Here is an 18301-nt window from a genome sequence, read left to right on the forward strand (position 1 = left end):
GCATGATATACAGACGGTCAGGGACGCGCCTGTGAACGGCATAGGAGGAGAATTGCATGAGTGAGCAGCAGCCGCTTTGGTCGCCATCGGAGGAGACGTTGCGGACAGCACCGCTTGCCCGCTTCATCGTCTGGTGCAGCGAGCGGTATTCAATCGGTTTTGAGGATTACGACGCATTCCACAGCTGGTCGATCGAACAGCGCGGCGATTTCTGGTCCGCCGTCTGGGATTTCTGCGGCGTCAAGGGCGACAAGGGCGACGTCTACCTGGACGACGATGGCGAGATGCTCGCCGCCCGCTTCTTTCCCCATGCACGCCTGAACTTCGCCGAAAACCTGCTTGCCGGCAGCGGAGCCGACGCGAAGACCTCGGACGCTCTGGTCTTCTGGGGCGAGGACAAGGTCAAGGACCGTTGGTCCTGGGAAAGGTTGCAGGGCGAGGTGTCAAGGCTTCAGCAGGCATACCGCGCACTCGGCATCGGCAGGGGAGATCGCATCGCCGCGATGATGCCGAATATGCCTGAAACGATCGCCTGCATGCTGGCAGCAGCCTCTATCGGGGCAATCTGGTCTTCCTGCTCACCGGATTTCGGTGAACAGGGCGTGCTGGACCGGTTCGGACAGATCGGCCCAAAGCTGTTCATCACCTGCGATGGCTACTGGTACAACGGCAAACTGCAGGATGTGTCGGCAAAGGTCGACGCGGTTTCAAAGACGCTCGGAGTACCGGTTCTGGTCGTGCCCTATGCAGGGTCGCAGGACAAGAATGCCGCGCCGCTCGCAAAGACCCTATCCGACGGCCGCGCGCTTGCCGATTTCCTGGCGCCATTTACGGCACGGACCGTCGAATTCGAGCCGCTGCCGTTCTCGCATCCGCTCTACATCCTGTTTTCGTCAGGCACGACCGGCATCCCGAAATGCATCGTCCACTCGGCCGGCGGCACGCTTCTCCAGCATGTGAAGGAACATCGGCTGCATTGCGGCATCGAGCCGGGTGAAAACCTGTTCTATTTCACCACATGCGGCTGGATGATGTGGAACTGGCTGGTCTCCGGTCTCGCAGTTGGCGCCACACTCTGCCTCTATGACGGTTCGCCCTTTGCTCCGGATGGCAACATCCTGTTTGACTATGCAGAACAGGAGCGGTTCGCCGTTTTCGGCACGTCCGCGAAATATATCGACGCCGTGCGCAAAAGCGGCATCGTGCCTGCGCAGAGCCACGATCTGTCCACCCTTCGCCTCGTGACCTCGACGGGCTCGCCGCTGTCACCGGAAGGCTTTTCCTTCGTCTATCAGGGCATCAAGAACGACGTCCATCTCGCCTCCATCTCCGGTGGCACGGACATCGTCTCCTGCTTCGTGCTGGGCAATCCGCTGAAACCGGTCTGGCGCGGCGAGATCCAGGGGCCGGGCCTCGGCCTTGCCGTGGATGTCTGGAACGACGAGGGCCAGCCGGTGCGTGGCGAAAAGGGCGAACTCGTCTGCACCAAGGCATTCCCATCCATGCCGCTGATGTTCTGGAACGATCCCGACGGCCAGAAATACCGTGCCGCCTATTTCGAGCGGTTCGACAACATCTGGTGCCACGGCGATTTTGCCGAATGGACGACCCATGGCGGCATCGTCATCCATGGCCGTTCCGATGCGACGCTTAATCCCGGCGGGGTTCGGATCGGCACGGCTGAGATCTACAATCAGGTGGAGCAGATGGACGAGATCGCCGAAGCGATCTGTATCGGCCAGGACTGGGACGAGGATGTGCGCGTCGTGCTGTTCGTCCGGCTGGCGGACGGACTGACGCTGGACGACCGACTGACCAGGGAGATCAAGGCGCGTATTCGCGCAGGCGCCTCGCCACGGCACGTGCCGGCAAAGATCGTCCAGGTCGCCGATATTCCCCGCACCAAATCCGGCAAGATCGTCGAACTTGCCGTGCGCGATATCGTTCACAATCGGCCGGTCAGAAATCGGGAGGCGCTTGCCAACCCGGACGCACTGGAGCTGTTTGCCAATGTCGCGGAGTTGCGGAATTGACGGCCATCAGGTGCCCTGTGCCATTGCGGGTCGCCGTTCCTGCATTGCCGGAACTGGTATTGGTTTTTAACGGCGTGTTAAGCCTCGCCCGCCAAAACTGATCCGGCATGATACTTTTCGTGTAGGGAAGATGAGCAAGGCTCAGGCTTTGCTGATTAGGAAGTCTTCCGTCACTTTTCGAACAGCATCAATTCCAGGCAGCCTCAGGGCTGCCTTCTTTTTACGTGCGTTCAGTTGGCAAGCACCCGCTGCGGCGGAAAGGTGATTTCCACCAGCGTTCCCTCGTTCGGCGCCGAGCTGATCGAGAAGGCTGCCTTGTTTGCATCCACCATCGCCTTGGTAAGCGGCAGCCCGAGACCTGTTCCGTCGCCACGCTTGCGGGCAGCACCGGCAACCTGCCGGAAAGGCTTCATCGCAAGTTCCAGTTCCGCCCGGGTCATGCCGATCCCTGTATCGCGGATACGCAGCGCCACGCTGCCATTCGGCTCATAGGCGGTCGACACCACGATCTGCCCGCCCGATGGTGTAAACCGGATCGCATTCGACAGAATGTTGAGTGCGATCTGCTTGACCGAGCGCAGATCGGCCACGACCTGCGGCACGGCCTGAGACAGTGCGGTGCGGATGATCACCCGTTGGCCGTTTGCCTGCGGCTGCACCAGCGACACGGCTTCCGATATCGTCTCGTTGAGGCCGACTGCGACGAAATCCAGTTCCATCTCGCCGGCTTCGATTTTCGAGATGTCGAGAAGGTCGTTGACGATGTCGAGTACGTGGCGACCGGACCGACCGATGTTGTTGGCATATTCGATATAGCGCGGATGGCCGATCGGCCCAAACCGCTCGCCGGCCATCATGTCTGAAAAGCCGATGATGGCGTTAAGCGGCGTGCGGATCTCGTGGCTGACATGCGCCAGGAAATCGCTCTTGTGGGCGTTGGCTGTCTCGGCGGCGCGCTTTGCCGTGCGAAGCTCGTCTTCGGTGCGCTTCCACTGGGTAATATCGCGGATCACGGCGCAATAACCGTTCGACGAGGTCAGCTTGCCGATCGTCATAAACAGCGGCAAGAACCCGCCGGACGCTTCGCGACCGATCACCTCGCGGCCATCGTTCAGCACGCTGGCAACGCCATGCCCGGCAAGTCCGGAAAGATAATCGACGATCGCCCGCTGGCTTTCATGGGCAAACAGCATCACGAACGGTTTGCCGTCGATTTCTTCCTGATCGTAGTTGAACAGCGCGCTTGCCGCCCTGTTCACCGAACGGATCTCGCCATCCGCACCGATCAGCACGACGCCATCGGTCGCAGTTTCCAGGATTGCACGCAACTCTTCGACTTCCACCTGCAGCCGGACCAACTGGTCGGCAGGGCGGACGGTGCGGGCAACCGTGCGGATTTCCTCGCCCGGGTGATCGGACAGCGAGTTTGCTTCCGACGCGTCGGATGTCGTCGGCATCAGCGCTAGCATCAGGGCCGTCGTGTCGTCCCAGCGAACCGATTGCAGACGTGCGGTCACCGGCAGGATCTCGTCGTCGGCACGCACCACCACCATGCCGCTTGGTCTCGCACCATCGCCATCGAAGTCCTGGCGCTGCAGGAGGGCATCCAGACCGCCGACCTCTTCCAGTTCCTCAAGTGATGCATAGCCGGTCAGCTTGAGGAATTCCGGATTGCAATGGATCAGCGTGTCGCCGTTGTGAACGAGCAGTGCCACCGGCATCTGGTCGACAATCTCGGCGGAGAGGCCGATGCGCTCGCGCACCGGGATCATGCTCAGCAGAGGGACGTCGGATGGCTCGACATGCTCTGGCTCCGGCGCAACATCTGCGGGCTCAAGCATTGCTGCAGCCGGGATTTCCGTGCCAGCGTCGTCCTCGCTGTCGCTCTGGTTCTCGTTTGCAGCGACAGGCGGGAAGTCCGAGGCGAAGTGGTCGTCAACAGCGCTGCCGTCGAGATCGGTTTCGGATGCCTCGATGCTCTGGTCTTCGTCTTCCGCCTGAGCGGCGATCTCGGCCTCATCCGACACGTGGTCTTCTGCGGCCGGTGCGTCATCGGCGGAACGCACCTCTTCTTCGGATGCCACGTGCGAAGCAGGCTGCTCCTGCCAAGCATTGGTCACATCAGTCTCATCTGCCACTGGCTCTGAAACGTCAGTATTCTCCGCGGAAATCTCGCTTGTGGGGGAAGCTTCGCTCGGCGCTGGTTCAGCAGGCGCAGTCTCGGCGCTCACTGGCGTTTCTTCCGTTGCGCGGTCGAGCTGGCGCCCAATCTCGCGGAAGGCCGCCTGTTCAACCGGCGTCAGGCGGGCGCGGTGTTCTTCGAGCTGGATGACCTTGTCGGACTGGCGACGGCCGGGGTTCTCGACCAGCCGCAGCGCAGGACGCTCACCGGCCGGCCACTCGAGCGGGGCAGCGTCGGAACGGTCGCTATCGGAATAGGTGGTTCCGCAGATAGCGCTATCAGACGGGGACGTTGCTTCCGGCTCCGCCGGTTGCGCTTCCGTCGCCACCGGGCGGTCTTCCAGAACGTCGGAGACCTGCTCCGCGTCATCGGATGGCAGATCGGCGGCGTTTACCGCGTCCTCGATGCCCGGTTCGTCAATCTCCTTGACCGCTTCATCCTCGACCGTCGTCGGCGAGAGCGTCAGGCCGGTGGCGTCAGGATCATCCTTGGCGTCGGCGATCCGCACGATGCCGAAGCCGCGGAAGCCGTCGAATTCGCGACTGCGGGTATAGGTGGGCAGTGCCGCCAGATCGACCGGCACGACAAGTGCCGTGCCCTCTACCGGCCACCAGATAGTTTTGCCCGACCAGGTGTCGCGCTTGCCGAGCAGTTCGGTGATGCGCCCCTCGGGATCGAGATGGAAGAGAGCGGCGAGGTCGGAAAACGCCATGCCGACAACATCTGCCGCATGCGGTCCCACGGCCTTGGCGAATTCGCCCGAGACCTCTGTAAACTGCCCATCGGCATCGATCTTCCAGACGAAACGCACAGCGCGTGAATCGCGGCTGAACACGAAGCCTTCGACGTCGCCGGATGCATCGGGCTCGGCAACCGTAGTTTCGGGAGCGGCAACCGATATCAGAGCCTGCTCGCTCCGTGTTTCGGCGGGCTCGGATGCATCCGCTGCCTCCGGTGCCGGAAGGCGGTCTTCCGCGATCTCGTCCGAGGCTTCCGCGATCTCATGCGCCGGAATGTCTTCGACAACATCCTCCGACACGATGTCTTCGGCAACTGCTTCCGGAGCCGGCTCCAGATCGACTTCTTCACTCTCCGGCTCTACCGCCGCCGCTTCTTCAACTGGTACGTCGCCATCGACCGGCGCGTCAGCAACCGTAGCTGCGTCATTAACCGCGCTTACCGCAGCCTCTATTTCCGCAACCGGCTCCGGCTGCTCGGCGGGCTCGGAATTTTCTTCGTCCGCCGCAGTCTCTTCGATCGCGACCGTGTTGATCTCGGTTGCCTCTGCCGCCGTCACGGTTTCAGGAAGCTCGAACTCTTCCTGAGCCTCAACATCGTCCTCGATCGCGGCAAGGGCGTCGATGACGGCGGTCTCGTCATTGGGCACCATCGCAACGACGCCGGGATCAACCAAGGTTTGCGGGGTAACCGCGTCATCGGTCGCCATATCGACAGTGAACAGAATGTAGAGGGCAGGGGCGTCCGAAAGCTTGCCGATGGCAGCCGGAAGGTTGCCCTTGGCGGTCGTGATCGGCCGTTTGGCAAGCCGGCTGGGATCGGCGGATGCCGTCGCCGAAAGCGTCGTGATCGCCGCTTCCGATATGTCGAGACTTTCAAAACGCTCGGAGGCAGCGGCAACCTTGCCTGCCGCGTCAACGATAGCGATATGGGTGTCTGCTTCCTCGAAGCCCTCGATCATCCGCTCCGCACGCTCGGCGATCGTTGCAAGCTCCCGCTCGGGTGCTGCCGAAAAGAGAATGGCCCGCTCGCCATGGACTTCGACAAGTTCACAGGCCCCGCGAAGCACGACCCGTTGGAAACCGGAAATAACGCGGACTGCGAGGCCTCTTGTATCGCCGACCTTGGCAAGCTGGCGGGCGGTTGCCTCGACCTGACGAAAGGCCACGTCGGCGCGGTTCGGCCCCTGATCGATCAGGTCGTAGATCGAGCCAAATCCGAAGAGCGCTGCACCGCGTCCGTTCGCCCACAAAGGCATGCGCATGTCGGAGGAAAACAGCACTATACCGTCGCCCGCTGCAAAGCGTTCCCTGACGCGCTCGTGGACGGCGATGTCGATGAAAGGGTACTGTACAGAGGACATGAACGACCTGTCGGTTAACTACCGGCATTCCTGAGAGACTTAATCCTTCGTTAATACCTTGCCCCCCTTCCGGGGTCCACAGGCCGACCGGTTAAACCTCCGTCAGGGTTAACGGCGGCGCTTTTGTGCGCCGCACAAATTCGTTGCGCGGCACAACGTTTGCGATTATATTTCAGGCATCCAACTCCGGCTTTTGCCCATTTAAAAGTCGGGGTAGGGCCTTGGAGGAGCTTTCGCGATGGCACACGGCACAGAAGAGATGTTTTCGTTTTCCGCTTTCGATCCCATGAAGCTTGGCGAACGCCTTAGCGACTTTGCCGGGCAGGGCGCAAGCCAGTCCAGTGAAGCCTATGCTAGGATGAAAGCCGCGACAGAGGAAGCCACCATGGCGGTGGAATCCACAGTTCACACGGCCCAGTCCGGTTCCGTTGAACTCGGGCTTAAGGCAATGGAAGCGTTCCGGTCCAATGCGGATCTGTCGCTCTCGCACATGCAGGCGCTGCTCGGCGTCAAATCAGCGTCGGAATTCTTCGAATTGCAGACCTCGTTCATCCGCCGTCAGGCAGAGGCGACGGTCGAGCAGGCAAAATCCATGCAGGACATGGCCCGCCAGCTTGCAGAAGACGTGTCGCGGCCGGGCAAGGACGCTGCCAAAAAGGCAATGGCAAATTTCCGAACCGCGTGATAGCGACCAGCGCATCACGCCCATATTCCATGGCCGCCGACTGGGCGGCCATTCCATTTTTGGCTTCGTTCTCTCAAAAGGGGCTTGCCAAACGCTGCCGATGGCAGTATCTGCACCGGCGACGCGATTTAGGCGTCTTGTGCGGTTGTAGCTCAGTTGGTTAGAGCGCAGGCTTGTGGCGCCTGAGGTCAGTGGTTCGACCCCACTCAACCGTACCACTTCTTTTCCTGGAATTTCAGATCAGTGAAGCGGCTTGTCGCCGGCAATCCGCATGGCGTCCTGAAACACACGGCCGAGCCTGGCGCGTTCTTCGCCCAGTTGGACCAGGGCCTTGTTGAACCGCCGCGCTACGGCAGCATCGATATCGCTCCGCCGGACCTGGTTTGGTTTCTGGCCATCCTGCGATTTGACAATCATCGGGCGACCGATGTTTTCCTGAAACTGCGCCAATGTCATGCCCGCCTTCAGCAACAGCGTGCGCATATGAGTCCTGTTTTCGGTCGCTAGCGTCAACCGGAAAGCATTGACCAGCGAGTCCTTGGAGGCCGGCAGGTCGCGCACGTCGAAGAGGTCGTTCTTCGTCTCGTGTTCGCGCAAATAGGTCAGGTGAAGCTCCACAAGGCGATGCGCCGCCTCGAGAATGTCAGCATCGGTGCTTCCGGGTATACCCAGATTTTCAAAACGTTTCGAACTCGACTGATGCATATTGACGTCCCTATTCGAGCAGAGAACGCGCGAAGACTGTTTTTGTTCGAAAAAGCGGCAAACAACGGGCTCGGATCTGCGACGACGCTCAACACTTTTTGTTGCAGTGCAGCGAATGCCCTTGCCGTGGGGGCATCAATGCATATCTATTGGGCTCTGGCGGCACCAAAATTGTGCAGTCGAACTTCGGGCTGCTTGCCCCCTTCACTGCCTAGCGGCAGATTTTGACGGAAGGAAGATTACCATGACGGTTTCCATTAATAACTTTCGTGCCTCGACAGAACAGGTTCTCGCACCGGATCAGGTGGCTGGGTTGATTGCCCAGGCGCGCCAGGCTGCCGGCTACAGCATCGACGATCTTGCCGTTACGACCGGATTGGTCACGGACGAGATCGTGGGTATGGAGAACGGCACGGATTTCGATCCTGCCAAGTTGAAGCGCATCGCAAATGCCCTCAAGATGCCGATGTCGGTTCTGAAGGCGTCGTAATCGCAGACGTCCGGCCTATCAGGCTGGACGCTGTGAATGCTTAAGGCCCGCTTCTCGCGGGCTTTATTTTTGTCCGGACGGCGGTTTCCACACGAAGATCCGCGCTTCCTCCTGAATGACTTCCCGCAGGAAATCCGCGACGGTTCGAACCCGCACCAGGTTCCTGGCCGTCTCGTGATAACTGCTCCAATAGGCCCGGCGAATGGAGATGTCCGGAAGGATGCGGGTCAGGTTCATGTCCTGCGAAGCGACATAGTCGTGCAGAATGCCGATCCCGGCGCCGGACCGCACCGCTTCGATCTGGCCGATTGCGCTCGAAATCTCGAACCCGGCATCCCAGTTGCGCATCACCTCGCCGGTGAAGTTAAGCGACGGGGAAAAGATCAGGTCTTCCACATAACCGATCCGCGCATGGTCCTTGAGGGCCTCGATACTGTCGGGCACGCCTACGTCCTTAAGATAGGCTTTCGAGGCGTAGAGGCCGAGCGTGTAATCCGTCAGCCGCGATGAGACCAGGCGCCCCTGTTCTGGCCGGTCGATCGTGATTGCGATATCCGCTTCCCGTTGCGACAGCGAAAACGAGCGTGGCACCGGCACGAGTTGCAGTTTCAGCTGCGGATGCCGCTTCGTCAGCATTCCCAGGCGCGAGGCAAGGAAGTGCACGCCGAACCCGTCGGGTGCGCCGACCCGCACGGTACCGGCAATTGCCGCGTCGATCCGACCGGTACTCGCCTGCGCGTCCAGCATTTCCGTTTCGATCCGCTCGGCGGCCCGCAGAAACACCTCTCCCTCCGGCGTCAACTCGCAGCCATTGGTGCGGCGGATCAGCAGCCGCGTGCGCAGATCCTCTTCCAGCGCTGATATCCGGCGCCCGACCGTCGCATGGTTGATGCCCAGCCGACGGGAAGCCGCCAGGATCTGTCCGCTGCGCGCCACAGCCAGGAAAAGCCGCAGGTCATCCCAGTTCATCGTCACCTCACGGTGGGTATCGTTGTGTCGAATTTTGCACAACGGATGCGTAAACCATGGCGTTGCCTTGTGCAAATTGACGCGTATCCTCGCCGCTTACAATTTCAAGAAGGAGGATCACCATGTACGAGATCGGTCATTTCATCGGCGGCAAGCATGTTGCCGGCACGAGCGGGCGCACGGCCAATGTCTTCAATCCGGCAACGGGCGAAGTCCAGGCGACCGTGGCGCTTGCGAGCGATGCGGATCTGAATGCAGCCGTCGAGAATGCCAAGGCTGCCCAGCCGAACTGGGCCGCCACCAACCCGCAACGCCGCGCCCGCGTCTTTATGAAGTTCGTCCAGTTGTTGAATGACAACATGGATGAACTTGCCGAGATGCTGTCGCGCGAGCATGGCAAGACGATCGAGGATGCCAAGGGCGACATCGTTCGCGGTCTTGAAGTCTGTGAATTCGTCATCGGCATCCCGCATCTCTCCAAGAGCGAGTTCACCGAGGGTGCCGGTCCGAACATCGACATGTATTCCATTCGGCAAGCGGTCGGCATCGGTGCCGGCATCACGCCGTTCAACTTCCCGGCGATGATCCCGATGTGGATGTTTGCACCGGCGATTGCCTGCGGCAATGCCTTCATCCTGAAGCCTTCCGAGCGCGATCCGTCCGTGCCGATGCGTCTGGCCGAACTGATGATCGAGGCAGGCCTTCCGGCCGGCATTTTGAACGTCGTCAACGGCGACAAGTCCGCGGTCGATGCGATCCTGACACATCCGGATATCTCTGCCGTCTCCTTTGTCGGCTCGACGCCGATCGCCCGCTACGTCTACGGAACCGCCGCCATGAACGGCAAGCGCGCGCAGTGCTTCGGCGGCGCCAAGAACCACATGATCATCATGCCGGATGCCGATCTCGACCAGGCCGCCAACGCCCTGATGGGCGCCGGTTACGGCTCGGCCGGCGAGCGCTGCATGGCGATCTCGGTGGCAGTCCCGGTCGGCGAGGAAACCGCCAACCGCCTGATCGAGAAGCTGACACCGATGGTCGAATCCCTGCGCATTGGTCCCTACACGGATGAAAAGGCCGACATGGGCCCGGTCGTCACCAAGGAGGCCAAGGAGCGTATTCTCGGCCTGATCAACAAGGGTGTCGAAGAGGGCGCAAACCTCGTTGTCGATGGCCGCGATTTCAAGCTGCAGGGCTATGAAAACGGCAATTTCGTCGGCGGCTGCCTGTTCGACAACGTCACGCCCGACATGGACATCTACAAGACCGAAATCTTCGGCCCTGTCCTGTCAGTGGTGCGCGCCAAGACTTATGAGGAAGCGCTCGACCTGCCGATGAAGCACGAATACGGCAATGGTGTCGCGATCTATACCCGCGACGGCGATGCCGCCCGCGACTTCGCCTCGCGGATCAATATCGGGATGGTCGGCGTCAACGTTCCGATCCCGGTGCCGCTCGCCTATCACTCCTTCGGCGGCTGGAAGTCCTCGTCCTTCGGCGACCTCAACCAGCATGGCACGGATTCGATCAAGTTCTGGACCCGCACCAAGACGGTAACCAGCCGCTGGCCCACAGGCATCAAGGATGGCGCCGAATTCGTCATGCCCGTGATGAAGTAAGCCCGACTGTCGAATAGACACGCTCCGCCGCATTCTCGTGCGGCGGAGACATTGACCTCTTCCTAGGCGCTGCTAATTTACACATTCGTGTGAGGGGGAGTGTTCATCATGAATTACGAGTGGGACGTTTCGCGCGCGCGCCGCATCCGCCTGGCAAAAATCGGCATAACGTTTCTGGCGGCGACCTTCCTGTTTGCAGTTCCAGTCTGGTTTGCGGTACACATGGGCCTTGCCGGATAATGCCGGCAATAAAGCGCGTCATCGGCAACGCAGCGTTCAAGGGCAATTTCGCAAACTTTGGAATTGTTCAAAACTAGCAAACCCACTATGTATGGGGCCGTGACGAGTCTCGGGAGACGAATATGCGCCTGACAAAGCAGACCAACTACGCCGTTCGCATGCTCATGTACTGTGCTGCGAACGAGGGGAAGCTCAGCCGCATCCCGGAGATCGCGCGCGCCTATGGCGTGTCCGAACTGTTTCTCTTCAAGATCCTGCAGCCTTTGACCAAGGCCGGCTTGGTCGAGACCGTTCGCGGCCGAAACGGCGGTGTTCGCCTCGGTCGCGCTGCCGACCGTATCACTCTGTTTGATGTGATCCGCGTGACGGAAGACAGTTTCGCGATGGCCGAATGTTTCGAGGAGGGCGTCGCCGAATGTCCTCTGGTCGATAGCTGTGGTCTCAACTCGGCACTTCGCAAGGCGCTGAATGCCTTCTTCGACGTGCTGGCAGACTATACGATCGACGATCTGGTCAAGGCGCGCCCGCAGATCAACTTCCTGCTCGGGATCGATCCGCCGCCGGCAATCGCCAAGATGGTCGCGGCACCCGCCGCCTGATCTCAATCCAGATCTCATCGCAGCATCAGTTTAGCGGCCCGGTAGGTTGACCTCCGGGCTGTCTTCTTTAGGAGTAGGCAACGTTTCCTTTATTGATGGCCCCTTGAGCGTGGCTCCGGGTGGTCACCCAGATATTCGTTGCCATGCCCTTTTCCCAACTGCGTGAATTTGCCCTGACCGCGCTGGTCGGTGCCGGCGGTGCGCTGATCGCCGCGATGATCGGCTTCCCCGCTCCCTATCTGATCGGTCCGGCGCTGGCCGTGTCGCTTGCGGGTATCGCAGGCCTCACCCTCTCGATCCCGAAAATCGTCCGGAACGGCTGCTTCATCGTCATCGGCATCTCGATGGGGGCGACCGTCACGCCCGACATCCTGGTGGCGATCAAGCGCTGGCCGCTAAGCTTCGTGATGGTCATGGTTACCGTCACGGCCCTGCTTTACGTCGCGGCCTGGGTCATGCAGCGTTTCTTCCATTACGACCGCACCACGGCTTTCCTCGCAGCTTCGCCGGGACATCTGAGCTACGTGCTCAGTCTTGCCGCTGACATGCGTTGCGACCAGCGAACGGTCGGCATTTCCCAGAGCGTGCGCGTGCTTCTGTTGACGATCAGCGTACCCATGATTGTCACAGCATTTGATCTTGGCGGCGGAGATAGTGTCGCTCAGGTCATCGCGATGGACCTGCCGATGCTGTTGGGCATCCTTGCGGTCTCGACCGTCATCGGCATGCTCTTCCTGCGCTGGAAGCTTCCCGCAGCCCTTCTGCTCGCCGGCACACTGGTTTCGATCTCCACCCACGTGACATCGTTCGGCACCGGTGGCGTTCCCTCCTGGCTCATTGTCCCCGTCTATATCCTTCTCGGCGCCAACATCGGAACGCGCTTTTGCGGAATCTCGCTTCTCGAGGTGCGCACAGCGCTAGTATCCGGCCTCGTGGTCACGGTGATCGTCTCGGTCATGGCGGCGGCCATGGCCGGCACCGTCTCGTATGTCCTGGACATACCGCTCGATGCGGCCCTGATCGCGTTTTCGCCCGGTGGGCTGGAGACCATGGCGGCGATGGCGGTCATGCTGCATGCCGACCCGACCTATGTCGGCGCCCATCACGTCCTGCGCCTGATCTTTCTGTCGATCCTGATGCCGTTTGCGCTCGGGCGCGATGAAACGGGTCCGGGCAAGTCCGCGACTGGCGTTGAAGATCGCCGGGACTTGTGATCTGTCGCTCAATGCGGTTGAAGGAGACCGGCTGTCGATATCAAAGAGGAGCAACCAATGAGCAAACAGGCTGGCAGAGCCATCATCGTCATGGGCGTCAGCGGCGCTGGAAAGAGTTCCGTCGCTGAGCGTCTGGCAGAGAGCCTGAATTGCCGCTTCATGGAAGGCGACAGTCTGCATCCGCAGTCCAATGTCGACAAGATGGCGCAGGGAACTCCGCTCACCGATGAAGACCGCTGGCCCTGGCTCGACGTGATCGGCGAGAAGATCGCCGAGGCTCTCGCGCGTTCAGAAGACCTCGTGGTGACCTGCTCTGCACTGAAAGTCGTCTACCGCGAACGGCTGCGCAGCGCTGCGGGTGGCAAACTGACCTTCGTGTTTCTCAAAGGAAGCCAGGAGCTGTTGAGCCGCCGGATGGGCGAGCGCAAGGGCCATTTCATGCCGACGTCTCTGTTGCAAAGCCAGCTCGCCACGCTGGAAAGCCCCGAGGGTGAAGCAGGCGTCGTGACCGTCGACATTGACGCCACGCTCGACCGCATCGTGGCAGATGCCGTAGCGGGGCTGACGGATACGATATGACACGCGATCCTAATTCAAGATAAACTGTTTGAGTGTCGAATTATTTTCAAAATTCTAATGCTTTCGGTGATCCGACATGCCTGACTTGCCGTACAACGCAAACTTATAATGTAACTATGCTGCCAGGTGCCTCTCTTATCGCCTCGTCCAGTATAGGCGACAGGGCGTACGGAGAGAGTTGCGGATGCGAGATTCGATGCAGAGTGCAGGCGGGAGTTCACTTCGTCGGGTACCGAAACAGGAAAGAAGCCGCGAACGCATTGATGATATCCTGAAGGTCTCGATGGAGCTGATCGGTGAAAAGGGTATCGATGCGGTCACGATGAAGGAGATTGCGTCTCTTTCAGGTGGTCCGATCGCCTCCGTCTACCAGTATTTCCCCAACAAGTCGGCGATCATCGCCATGCTCCATGAGCGCTATGTCGAGGAAGTCCGCGGTATCATCGTCGGACATATTCCGCAGATCTCGACGGCTGAAGACGCGCTGGATGCAACGGACGTTCTTTTCGACCTCTATTACACCCGCATGCGCGAAAAGCCGTCGACGCAGGATCTGTTGAACGCCATCCAGGCCGACAAGGCGCTGGCAGACCGTGACATTACCGAAACCCGCTTCCAGGCCGACCTCTTCTTCGAGATCACCAAGCGGTTCGTCAGCGAACAGCTTTGGGAGAACTACGCCCGCACACTGTTTCTTATGTTCCACATGGCCGCGGCAACATTGCGTCTGGCGCTGATGGTGACGGAAGACGAGGCAGCCAAAATCGTTGCACAGTTCAAGTCGATCGTGCGGGCACAGTCGACCTATTACTTCAAAGGCAGTTTTCCCGCATCGCTGTAAGCTACAGCCCGAGTTTGTCCCGCATGCCGTACCACCAGGCCCCAAGCGCGGTGAGCGGCACGCGGAACGCCCGCCCGCCCGGGAAGGGTAGGTTGGGCAGGGATGCCCAGGTATCGAACCTCTCCGCATGGCCGGCCACCGCTTCGCCCAGGATCTTGCCGAGCAGATGCGTGGTGGTCACGCCGTGGCCGCTGTCGCCGTGCGAGAAGAACACGGTGTCGGACAGCTTTCCCACATGCGGAATGCGGGTCAGCGTCAGTGCGAAATTGCCGCTCCACGCGTAGTCGATCCTGACATTCTTCAGCTGCGGGAAGGTCTTGAGCATGTTCGGGCGGATCACGCCCGTCAGGTCCTTCGGGTCGCTGCCGCCATAACCGATGCCGCCGCCGTAGAGCAGCCGGTTGTCGGCGGTGCGGCGATAGTAATCGAGAATGTAATTGGCATCCTCGACGCAGTAATTTGCCGGCAGAAGGCTTTCGATCAGGCCCGCCTCCAGCGGCTCCGTCGCCATCACCTGGCTCGAAACCGGCATCATCCGGCCATGGATCTCCGGCAGCAGAGGCGACAGATAGGCGTTGCCGCACACCAGCACATAGGATGCGGTGACGCGGCCCTTGTCGGTTCTGACCACGGGCTTTGCCGTCTGGTCGATGCCGACCACCCGCGATCCCTCGAAAATCCGCGCGCCGAGGCTTTCGGCCGCTGCCGCTTCCCCGAGCACCAGATTGAGCGGATGGATATGGCCACCCTTTCGGTCGATCATGCCGCCGGCATAGCGGTCGCTTTTCACATAGCGTCCGACGTCAGCCTTCGAGACCATCTCCAGCCCGTCATGGCCGTGCTGTTCCCATACGGCCTTGTGCACCTCCATCTCGCGCACCTGCTTGTCGGTAAACGCCGCAAAGAAACCGCCGGGCACGAGACCGCAGTCGATCCCGTATTGCGCCACGCGGCCGCGAATGATCTCGCCGCCTTCGAGCGACATCGCACCGAGTTGCACGGCCTTGTCGCGCCCGTAGCGTCCGGCGATCGTCTCCAGATCGCGGCTGTAGCCGTTGACGATCTGCCCGCCATTGCGGCCCGACGCGCCGAAGCCGATCCGCTCCGCCTCCAGCACCACGACGGAATAGCCGCGCTCGACCAGTTCGAGAGCGGCCGAGATGCCGGAAAAGCCAGCCCCGATCACGCAGACATCGGCCTCGATCTCGCCCTCGAGGGCAGGGCGCACCCGTTTGTCGTTGGCCGAGGCGGCATACCAGGAATTGGCGTGGCGCGGATTGTCTGCGGGTTTGAAAGCCATCTTACACCGTCCTGATATAGGCGTCGTATTCGACGTCGGTCACCCGCAGAGAAAATTCCGACAGTTCCTGCTGCTTGCAGGCCGTATAGAGCGACCGGTATTTCGGCCCGAGCGTCGCATAGGCGAATGTGGAGCGGGAAAACTGCTGCAGCGCATAGTCCCAGTTGGTCGGCAGCGGTTCATGGCTGATCGCATGGTCGTCGCCGGTGATCGCCCCACCCGGATTGCGCTTCTCCTTGATGCCGGCAAGGGCCGCACTGAGGATCATCGCCAGCACAAGATAGGGATTGGTGTCGGAACCGGCGACGCGGTGCTCGATCCGGGTCGCCGGCTTCGAGGCCGTGATGACGCGCACGGCGGCCGAGCGGTTGTCGAAGCCCCAGGAGGCATAGGTCGGGGCGTGCTCGGAAGGGCGCAGGCGCCGGTAGGAATTGGCATGCGGGGCAAACACCGCCATGCTTTCCCCCATGTTTTCCAAAAGCCCGCCCACCGAATGAAACAGCGCCTCGGACGGCCCGTTCTCGCCCATATAGACATTGCGGCCGTCGCTATCGATCAGCGAGAAATGCACATGCATGCCGCTTCCGGCCTGCGTGCCATAGGGCTTTGCCATGAACGTCGCGTCGAGATCGTTGGCGCGCGCCACGCCCTTGACGATCCGCTTGAGGAGCACCGCATAATCGGCAGCCTTCAGCGCGTCTGGCACGTGGTTGAGGTTGATCTCATACTGGCCCGGGCCGTTTTCCCGCAGTGTCGTATCGGCCGGTATCCCTTGCGCCCTCGCTGCAGAGGCGATGCCGTGGAAGACATTCTCGAAATCCTGCAGCTCGGAAATCGAGAGCACCTGTGTCTGGCCCGTATGCCAGCGGCCCTCGCGTGAATTCGGTGGCCGCACCGGGTCGATCGCCGAACGGATTGGGTCGATCAGGTAGAATTCCAGCTCCGTCGCCACGACCGGCGTCAGGCCGATCCGCTCGAAACCTTTGAGAACATTCGCCAGCACCTGGCGCGGATCGCCGTAAAATCCGGTCCCGTCCTGCTCGTTCATGCCCAGTAGAACCTGCGCCGTTGGCCGCTTCAGCCATGTCACACGCGACAGTGTGTCGGCGATGGGAAAGCAGATGCCATCCGGATCACCCGTGCCCTCCGCAAGGCCCGCGGCATTGACGTCGCGTCCCCAGACGTCGAGCGCGTAGACCGAGCGCGGCATCGCCATGCCCTTCGAAAGCACGTCGAGCGCTCGTTCGCGCGGGATCCACTTGCCCCGCGGCACGCCGTTGACGTCGATCACGAAGGCTTCGAGAACCTCGATATCGGGATTGTCATCGAGAAAGGTCCGGGCTGTATCGATCGTATCCATGAAAACACCGGTAGCCCAGACTTTCTCCTGCCGCTAGACCAAATGAAGAAGAGGGTCAGACGTTAAACCGCTCCGGCCTGTAAGCGGATATGTCGATCCGGGTCTTTTCGCCCATCATCGCTTCCGCGATGACCTGACCCGTGACCGGACCGAGCGTCAGGCCGTGATGCGCATGGCCGAAGGCGAACCACAATCCGTCGTGACGCGGCGCCTTGCCGATGACAGGCATCATATCCGGCGTGCAGGGGCGGGCGCCCATCCAGGGCTCCTTGTCCAGCCGCTCGCCAAGCGGAAAGATCTCACGGGCGACCGCTTCGGCGCGGGCAAGCTGAACCGGCGTCTTCGGCGCATCGCGGCGCGCAAATTCGGCACCGGTCGTCAGCCGGATCCCCTGGTTCATCGGGGCCAGGAAATAGCCGCGCTCCGCATCCATCGTCCAGCCGTTGAGCTTGGCATTGCCCTTTGGCGCATAATGCATGTGGTAGCCGCGCTTGACGCCGACGAGGAAATTGTAGCCGAGCGGCTTGGTCACCGTGTCCGACCACGGACCAAGCGCGACCACGACATCCTTCGCCTCGACCACGCCTTCGCCGGCAATGATGCGCCAGCCGGTCGCGGTCTTCGAAAGGCTCTTTGCGTCACCCGTCAGAACCCTGCCGCCAAGCTTTTCGAACAGCGCCACATAGGCACGCGTCAGCGCGAGCGGATCCTTGACCGCCCACGGGTCTTCCCATTTCAGCGCGCCGATGAAATCGTCGGAGAGATTGGGTTCCGCAACCGCAAGTTCCGCAGGCGTCAGAACTTTGAAGGAAAGGTCGTATTCACGCTTCAGTCGGTCGGCTTCGCGCACCGTCTCGTCGAGCTTGGCCTGCGAGCGGAACACTTCCTGCCAGCCGTTCTTGGCAATCAGATCCTCGGCGCCCGCCTCGAGGATCAGTTCGTCATGGGTGGCGATCGAATGCTCGATCAGCGGCGCATAGGCGCGGGCGATCAGCTCATGCCTCGGCACGTTGGAATGCCACCAGTATTTTGCCAGAAACGAGGAGACCGACGGCATCGCGCTCCAGTGAAAATGCGCGTCGATGCGGTTGTTCCTGGCATAGCGCAGGATCTGGGCGAACTGCTGGGGAAAGCTGTAGGGGACAACGCCCTCGCGCTGGATCAGGCCGGCATTGCCGTAGGAGGTTTCCATCCCGGGCTCCCTGCGGTCCACCAGGGCGACCGATTTTCCCCGCCGCGCCAATTGCAGAGCCGTCGAAACACCGATGATGCCGGCGCCGAGAACGATCACATCCGCTGCCATGATATTGAATCCATATGAGATAACTGAGCAGGTTACCATGACGCCGGGTCAGGCGCAGCGCAAATGAAAATTGCAGCGGCC

15 protein-coding genes and 1 tRNA gene are annotated in these 18301 nt (G+C 60.9%); 10 read left to right on the forward strand and 6 right to left on the reverse strand.

Features of this window, described 5'->3' with window-relative positions; translation table 11 throughout:
• Positions 1-56 precede the first annotated feature (56 nt).
• On the forward strand, positions 57-2033 hold the full coding sequence (locus ACQY1K_RS02805) for an acetoacetate--CoA ligase (RefSeq protein WP_430258245.1): 1977 nt from the start codon (positions 57-59) through the stop codon (positions 2031-2033).
• A 230-nt stretch (positions 2034-2263) separates the two neighbouring features.
• Here ACQY1K_RS02805 and ACQY1K_RS02810 read toward each other — a convergent pair whose 3' ends face one another.
• Positions 2264-6316, reverse strand: coding sequence for a PAS domain S-box protein (locus tag ACQY1K_RS02810; RefSeq protein ID WP_430258246.1), 4053 nt, complete (start codon positions 6314-6316; stop codon positions 2264-2266).
• A gap of 238 nt (positions 6317-6554) precedes the next feature.
• On the opposite strand from ACQY1K_RS02810, the gene ACQY1K_RS02815 reads away from it, so the two are divergent.
• The gene (locus tag ACQY1K_RS02815; protein ID WP_430258247.1) at positions 6555-7001 is read left to right on the forward strand and encodes a phasin family protein; all 447 of its coding nucleotides are present in this window, start codon (positions 6555-6557) and stop codon (positions 6999-7001) included.
• 141 nt (positions 7002-7142) lie between these two features.
• Positions 7143-7219, forward strand: a tRNA-His gene (locus tag ACQY1K_RS02820).
• Between the two features lie 22 nt (positions 7220-7241).
• Here ACQY1K_RS02820 and ACQY1K_RS02825 read toward each other — a convergent pair.
• Positions 7242-7706, reverse strand: a complete 465-nt coding sequence (locus tag ACQY1K_RS02825; RefSeq protein ID WP_092661249.1) for a hypothetical protein — start codon at positions 7704-7706, stop codon at positions 7242-7244.
• Between the two features lie 244 nt (positions 7707-7950).
• On the opposite strand from ACQY1K_RS02825, the gene ACQY1K_RS02830 reads away from it, so the two are divergent.
• A complete protein-coding gene (locus tag ACQY1K_RS02830) occupies positions 7951-8196 on the forward strand; it encodes a helix-turn-helix domain-containing protein (protein WP_062579161.1) in 246 nt (81 codons plus the stop codon).
• A gap of 63 nt (positions 8197-8259) precedes the next feature.
• On the opposite strand, the gene ACQY1K_RS02835 is transcribed toward ACQY1K_RS02830, so the two are convergent.
• Positions 8260-9165 (reverse strand): LysR family transcriptional regulator, encoded by a 906-nt coding sequence (locus ACQY1K_RS02835; protein WP_430258248.1) that lies wholly within the window; start codon positions 9163-9165, stop codon positions 8260-8262.
• 122 nt (positions 9166-9287) lie between these two features.
• On the opposite strand from ACQY1K_RS02835, the gene ACQY1K_RS02840 reads away from it, so the two are divergent.
• From ACQY1K_RS02840 to ACQY1K_RS02865, 6 genes are all read left to right on the forward strand, one after another.
• On the forward strand, positions 9288-10784 hold the full coding sequence (locus tag ACQY1K_RS02840) for a CoA-acylating methylmalonate-semialdehyde dehydrogenase (protein WP_430258249.1): 1497 nt from the start codon (positions 9288-9290) through the stop codon (positions 10782-10784).
• A gap of 108 nt (positions 10785-10892) precedes the next feature.
• Complete coding sequence (locus ACQY1K_RS02845; protein WP_256413688.1) at positions 10893-11024, forward strand: hypothetical protein; 132 nt, start codon at positions 10893-10895, stop codon at positions 11022-11024.
• A 122-nt stretch (positions 11025-11146) separates the two neighbouring features.
• On the forward strand, positions 11147-11623 hold the full coding sequence (rirA, locus tag ACQY1K_RS02850; RefSeq protein WP_062453758.1) for an iron-responsive transcriptional regulator RirA: 477 nt from the start codon (positions 11147-11149) through the stop codon (positions 11621-11623).
• A gap of 143 nt (positions 11624-11766) precedes the next feature.
• Positions 11767-12837, forward strand: coding sequence for an AbrB family transcriptional regulator (locus ACQY1K_RS02855; RefSeq protein WP_430258250.1), 1071 nt, complete (start codon positions 11767-11769; stop codon positions 12835-12837).
• Positions 12838-12894: 57 nt separating this feature from the next.
• Positions 12895-13416 carry a gluconokinase gene (locus tag ACQY1K_RS02860; protein ID WP_184654040.1) on the forward strand — a complete coding sequence of 174 codons (522 nt, stop codon included), beginning with the start codon at positions 12895-12897 and terminating at the stop codon, positions 13414-13416.
• A gap of 196 nt (positions 13417-13612) precedes the next feature.
• Positions 13613-14257 carry a TetR/AcrR family transcriptional regulator gene (locus ACQY1K_RS02865; protein WP_174196027.1) on the forward strand — a complete coding sequence of 215 codons (645 nt, stop codon included), beginning with the start codon at positions 13613-13615 and terminating at the stop codon, positions 14255-14257.
• Position 14258: 1 nt separating this feature from the next.
• On the opposite strand, the gene ACQY1K_RS02870 is transcribed toward ACQY1K_RS02865, so the two are convergent.
• The 3 genes from ACQY1K_RS02870 to ACQY1K_RS02880 are packed head-to-tail and all read right to left on the reverse strand — an operon-like array spanning position 14259 to position 18220.
• Complete coding sequence (locus ACQY1K_RS02870; protein WP_430258251.1) at positions 14259-15557, reverse strand: NAD(P)/FAD-dependent oxidoreductase; 1299 nt, start codon at positions 15555-15557, stop codon at positions 14259-14261.
• A 1-nt stretch (position 15558) separates the two neighbouring features.
• Positions 15559-16917: a glutamine synthetase family protein gene (locus ACQY1K_RS02875; protein ID WP_092661257.1), complete on the reverse strand. Its 1359-nt coding sequence runs from the start codon at positions 16915-16917 to the stop codon at positions 15559-15561.
• A 55-nt stretch (positions 16918-16972) separates the two neighbouring features.
• A complete protein-coding gene (locus ACQY1K_RS02880; RefSeq protein ID WP_430258252.1) occupies positions 16973-18220 on the reverse strand; it encodes an NAD(P)/FAD-dependent oxidoreductase in 1248 nt (415 codons plus the stop codon).
• Positions 18221-18301 lie beyond the last annotated feature (81 nt).

This window comes from Neorhizobium sp. IRS_2294 (genome assembly GCF_050500145.1).
GTDB lineage: Bacteria > Pseudomonadota > Alphaproteobacteria > Rhizobiales > Rhizobiaceae > Neorhizobium > Neorhizobium soli.

What these genes read in the sequence shown, in the direction of transcription:
- ACQY1K_RS02805 (WP_430258245.1), top strand. Translation starts at nt 57, where the DNA reads ATGAGTGAGCAGCAGCCGCTTTGGTCGCCATCGGAGGAGACGTTGCGG.
- ACQY1K_RS02810 (WP_430258246.1), bottom strand. Translation starts at nt 6,316, where the DNA reads ATGTCCTCTGTACAGTACCCTTTCATCGACATCGCCGTCCACGAGCGC.
- ACQY1K_RS02815 (WP_430258247.1), top strand. Translation starts at nt 6,555, where the DNA reads ATGGCACACGGCACAGAAGAGATGTTTTCGTTTTCCGCTTTCGATCCC.
- ACQY1K_RS02825 (WP_092661249.1), bottom strand. Translation starts at nt 7,706, where the DNA reads ATGCATCAGTCGAGTTCGAAACGTTTTGAAAATCTGGGTATACCCGGA.
- ACQY1K_RS02830 (WP_062579161.1), top strand. Translation starts at nt 7,951, where the DNA reads ATGACGGTTTCCATTAATAACTTTCGTGCCTCGACAGAACAGGTTCTC.
- ACQY1K_RS02835 (WP_430258248.1), bottom strand. Translation starts at nt 9,165, where the DNA reads ATGAACTGGGATGACCTGCGGCTTTTCCTGGCTGTGGCGCGCAGCGGA.
- ACQY1K_RS02840 (WP_430258249.1), top strand. Translation starts at nt 9,288, where the DNA reads ATGTACGAGATCGGTCATTTCATCGGCGGCAAGCATGTTGCCGGCACG.
- ACQY1K_RS02845 (WP_256413688.1), top strand. Translation starts at nt 10,893, where the DNA reads ATGAATTACGAGTGGGACGTTTCGCGCGCGCGCCGCATCCGCCTGGCA.
- rirA (WP_062453758.1), top strand. Translation starts at nt 11,147, where the DNA reads ATGCGCCTGACAAAGCAGACCAACTACGCCGTTCGCATGCTCATGTAC.
- ACQY1K_RS02855 (WP_430258250.1), top strand. Translation starts at nt 11,767, where the DNA reads ATGCCCTTTTCCCAACTGCGTGAATTTGCCCTGACCGCGCTGGTCGGT.
- ACQY1K_RS02860 (WP_184654040.1), top strand. Translation starts at nt 12,895, where the DNA reads ATGAGCAAACAGGCTGGCAGAGCCATCATCGTCATGGGCGTCAGCGGC.
- ACQY1K_RS02865 (WP_174196027.1), top strand. Translation starts at nt 13,613, where the DNA reads ATGCAGAGTGCAGGCGGGAGTTCACTTCGTCGGGTACCGAAACAGGAA.
- ACQY1K_RS02870 (WP_430258251.1), bottom strand. Translation starts at nt 15,557, where the DNA reads ATGGCTTTCAAACCCGCAGACAATCCGCGCCACGCCAATTCCTGGTAT.
- ACQY1K_RS02875 (WP_092661257.1), bottom strand. Translation starts at nt 16,917, where the DNA reads ATGGATACGATCGATACAGCCCGGACCTTTCTCGATGACAATCCCGAT.
- ACQY1K_RS02880 (WP_430258252.1), bottom strand. Translation starts at nt 18,220, where the DNA reads ATGGCAGCGGATGTGATCGTTCTCGGCGCCGGCATCATCGGTGTTTCG.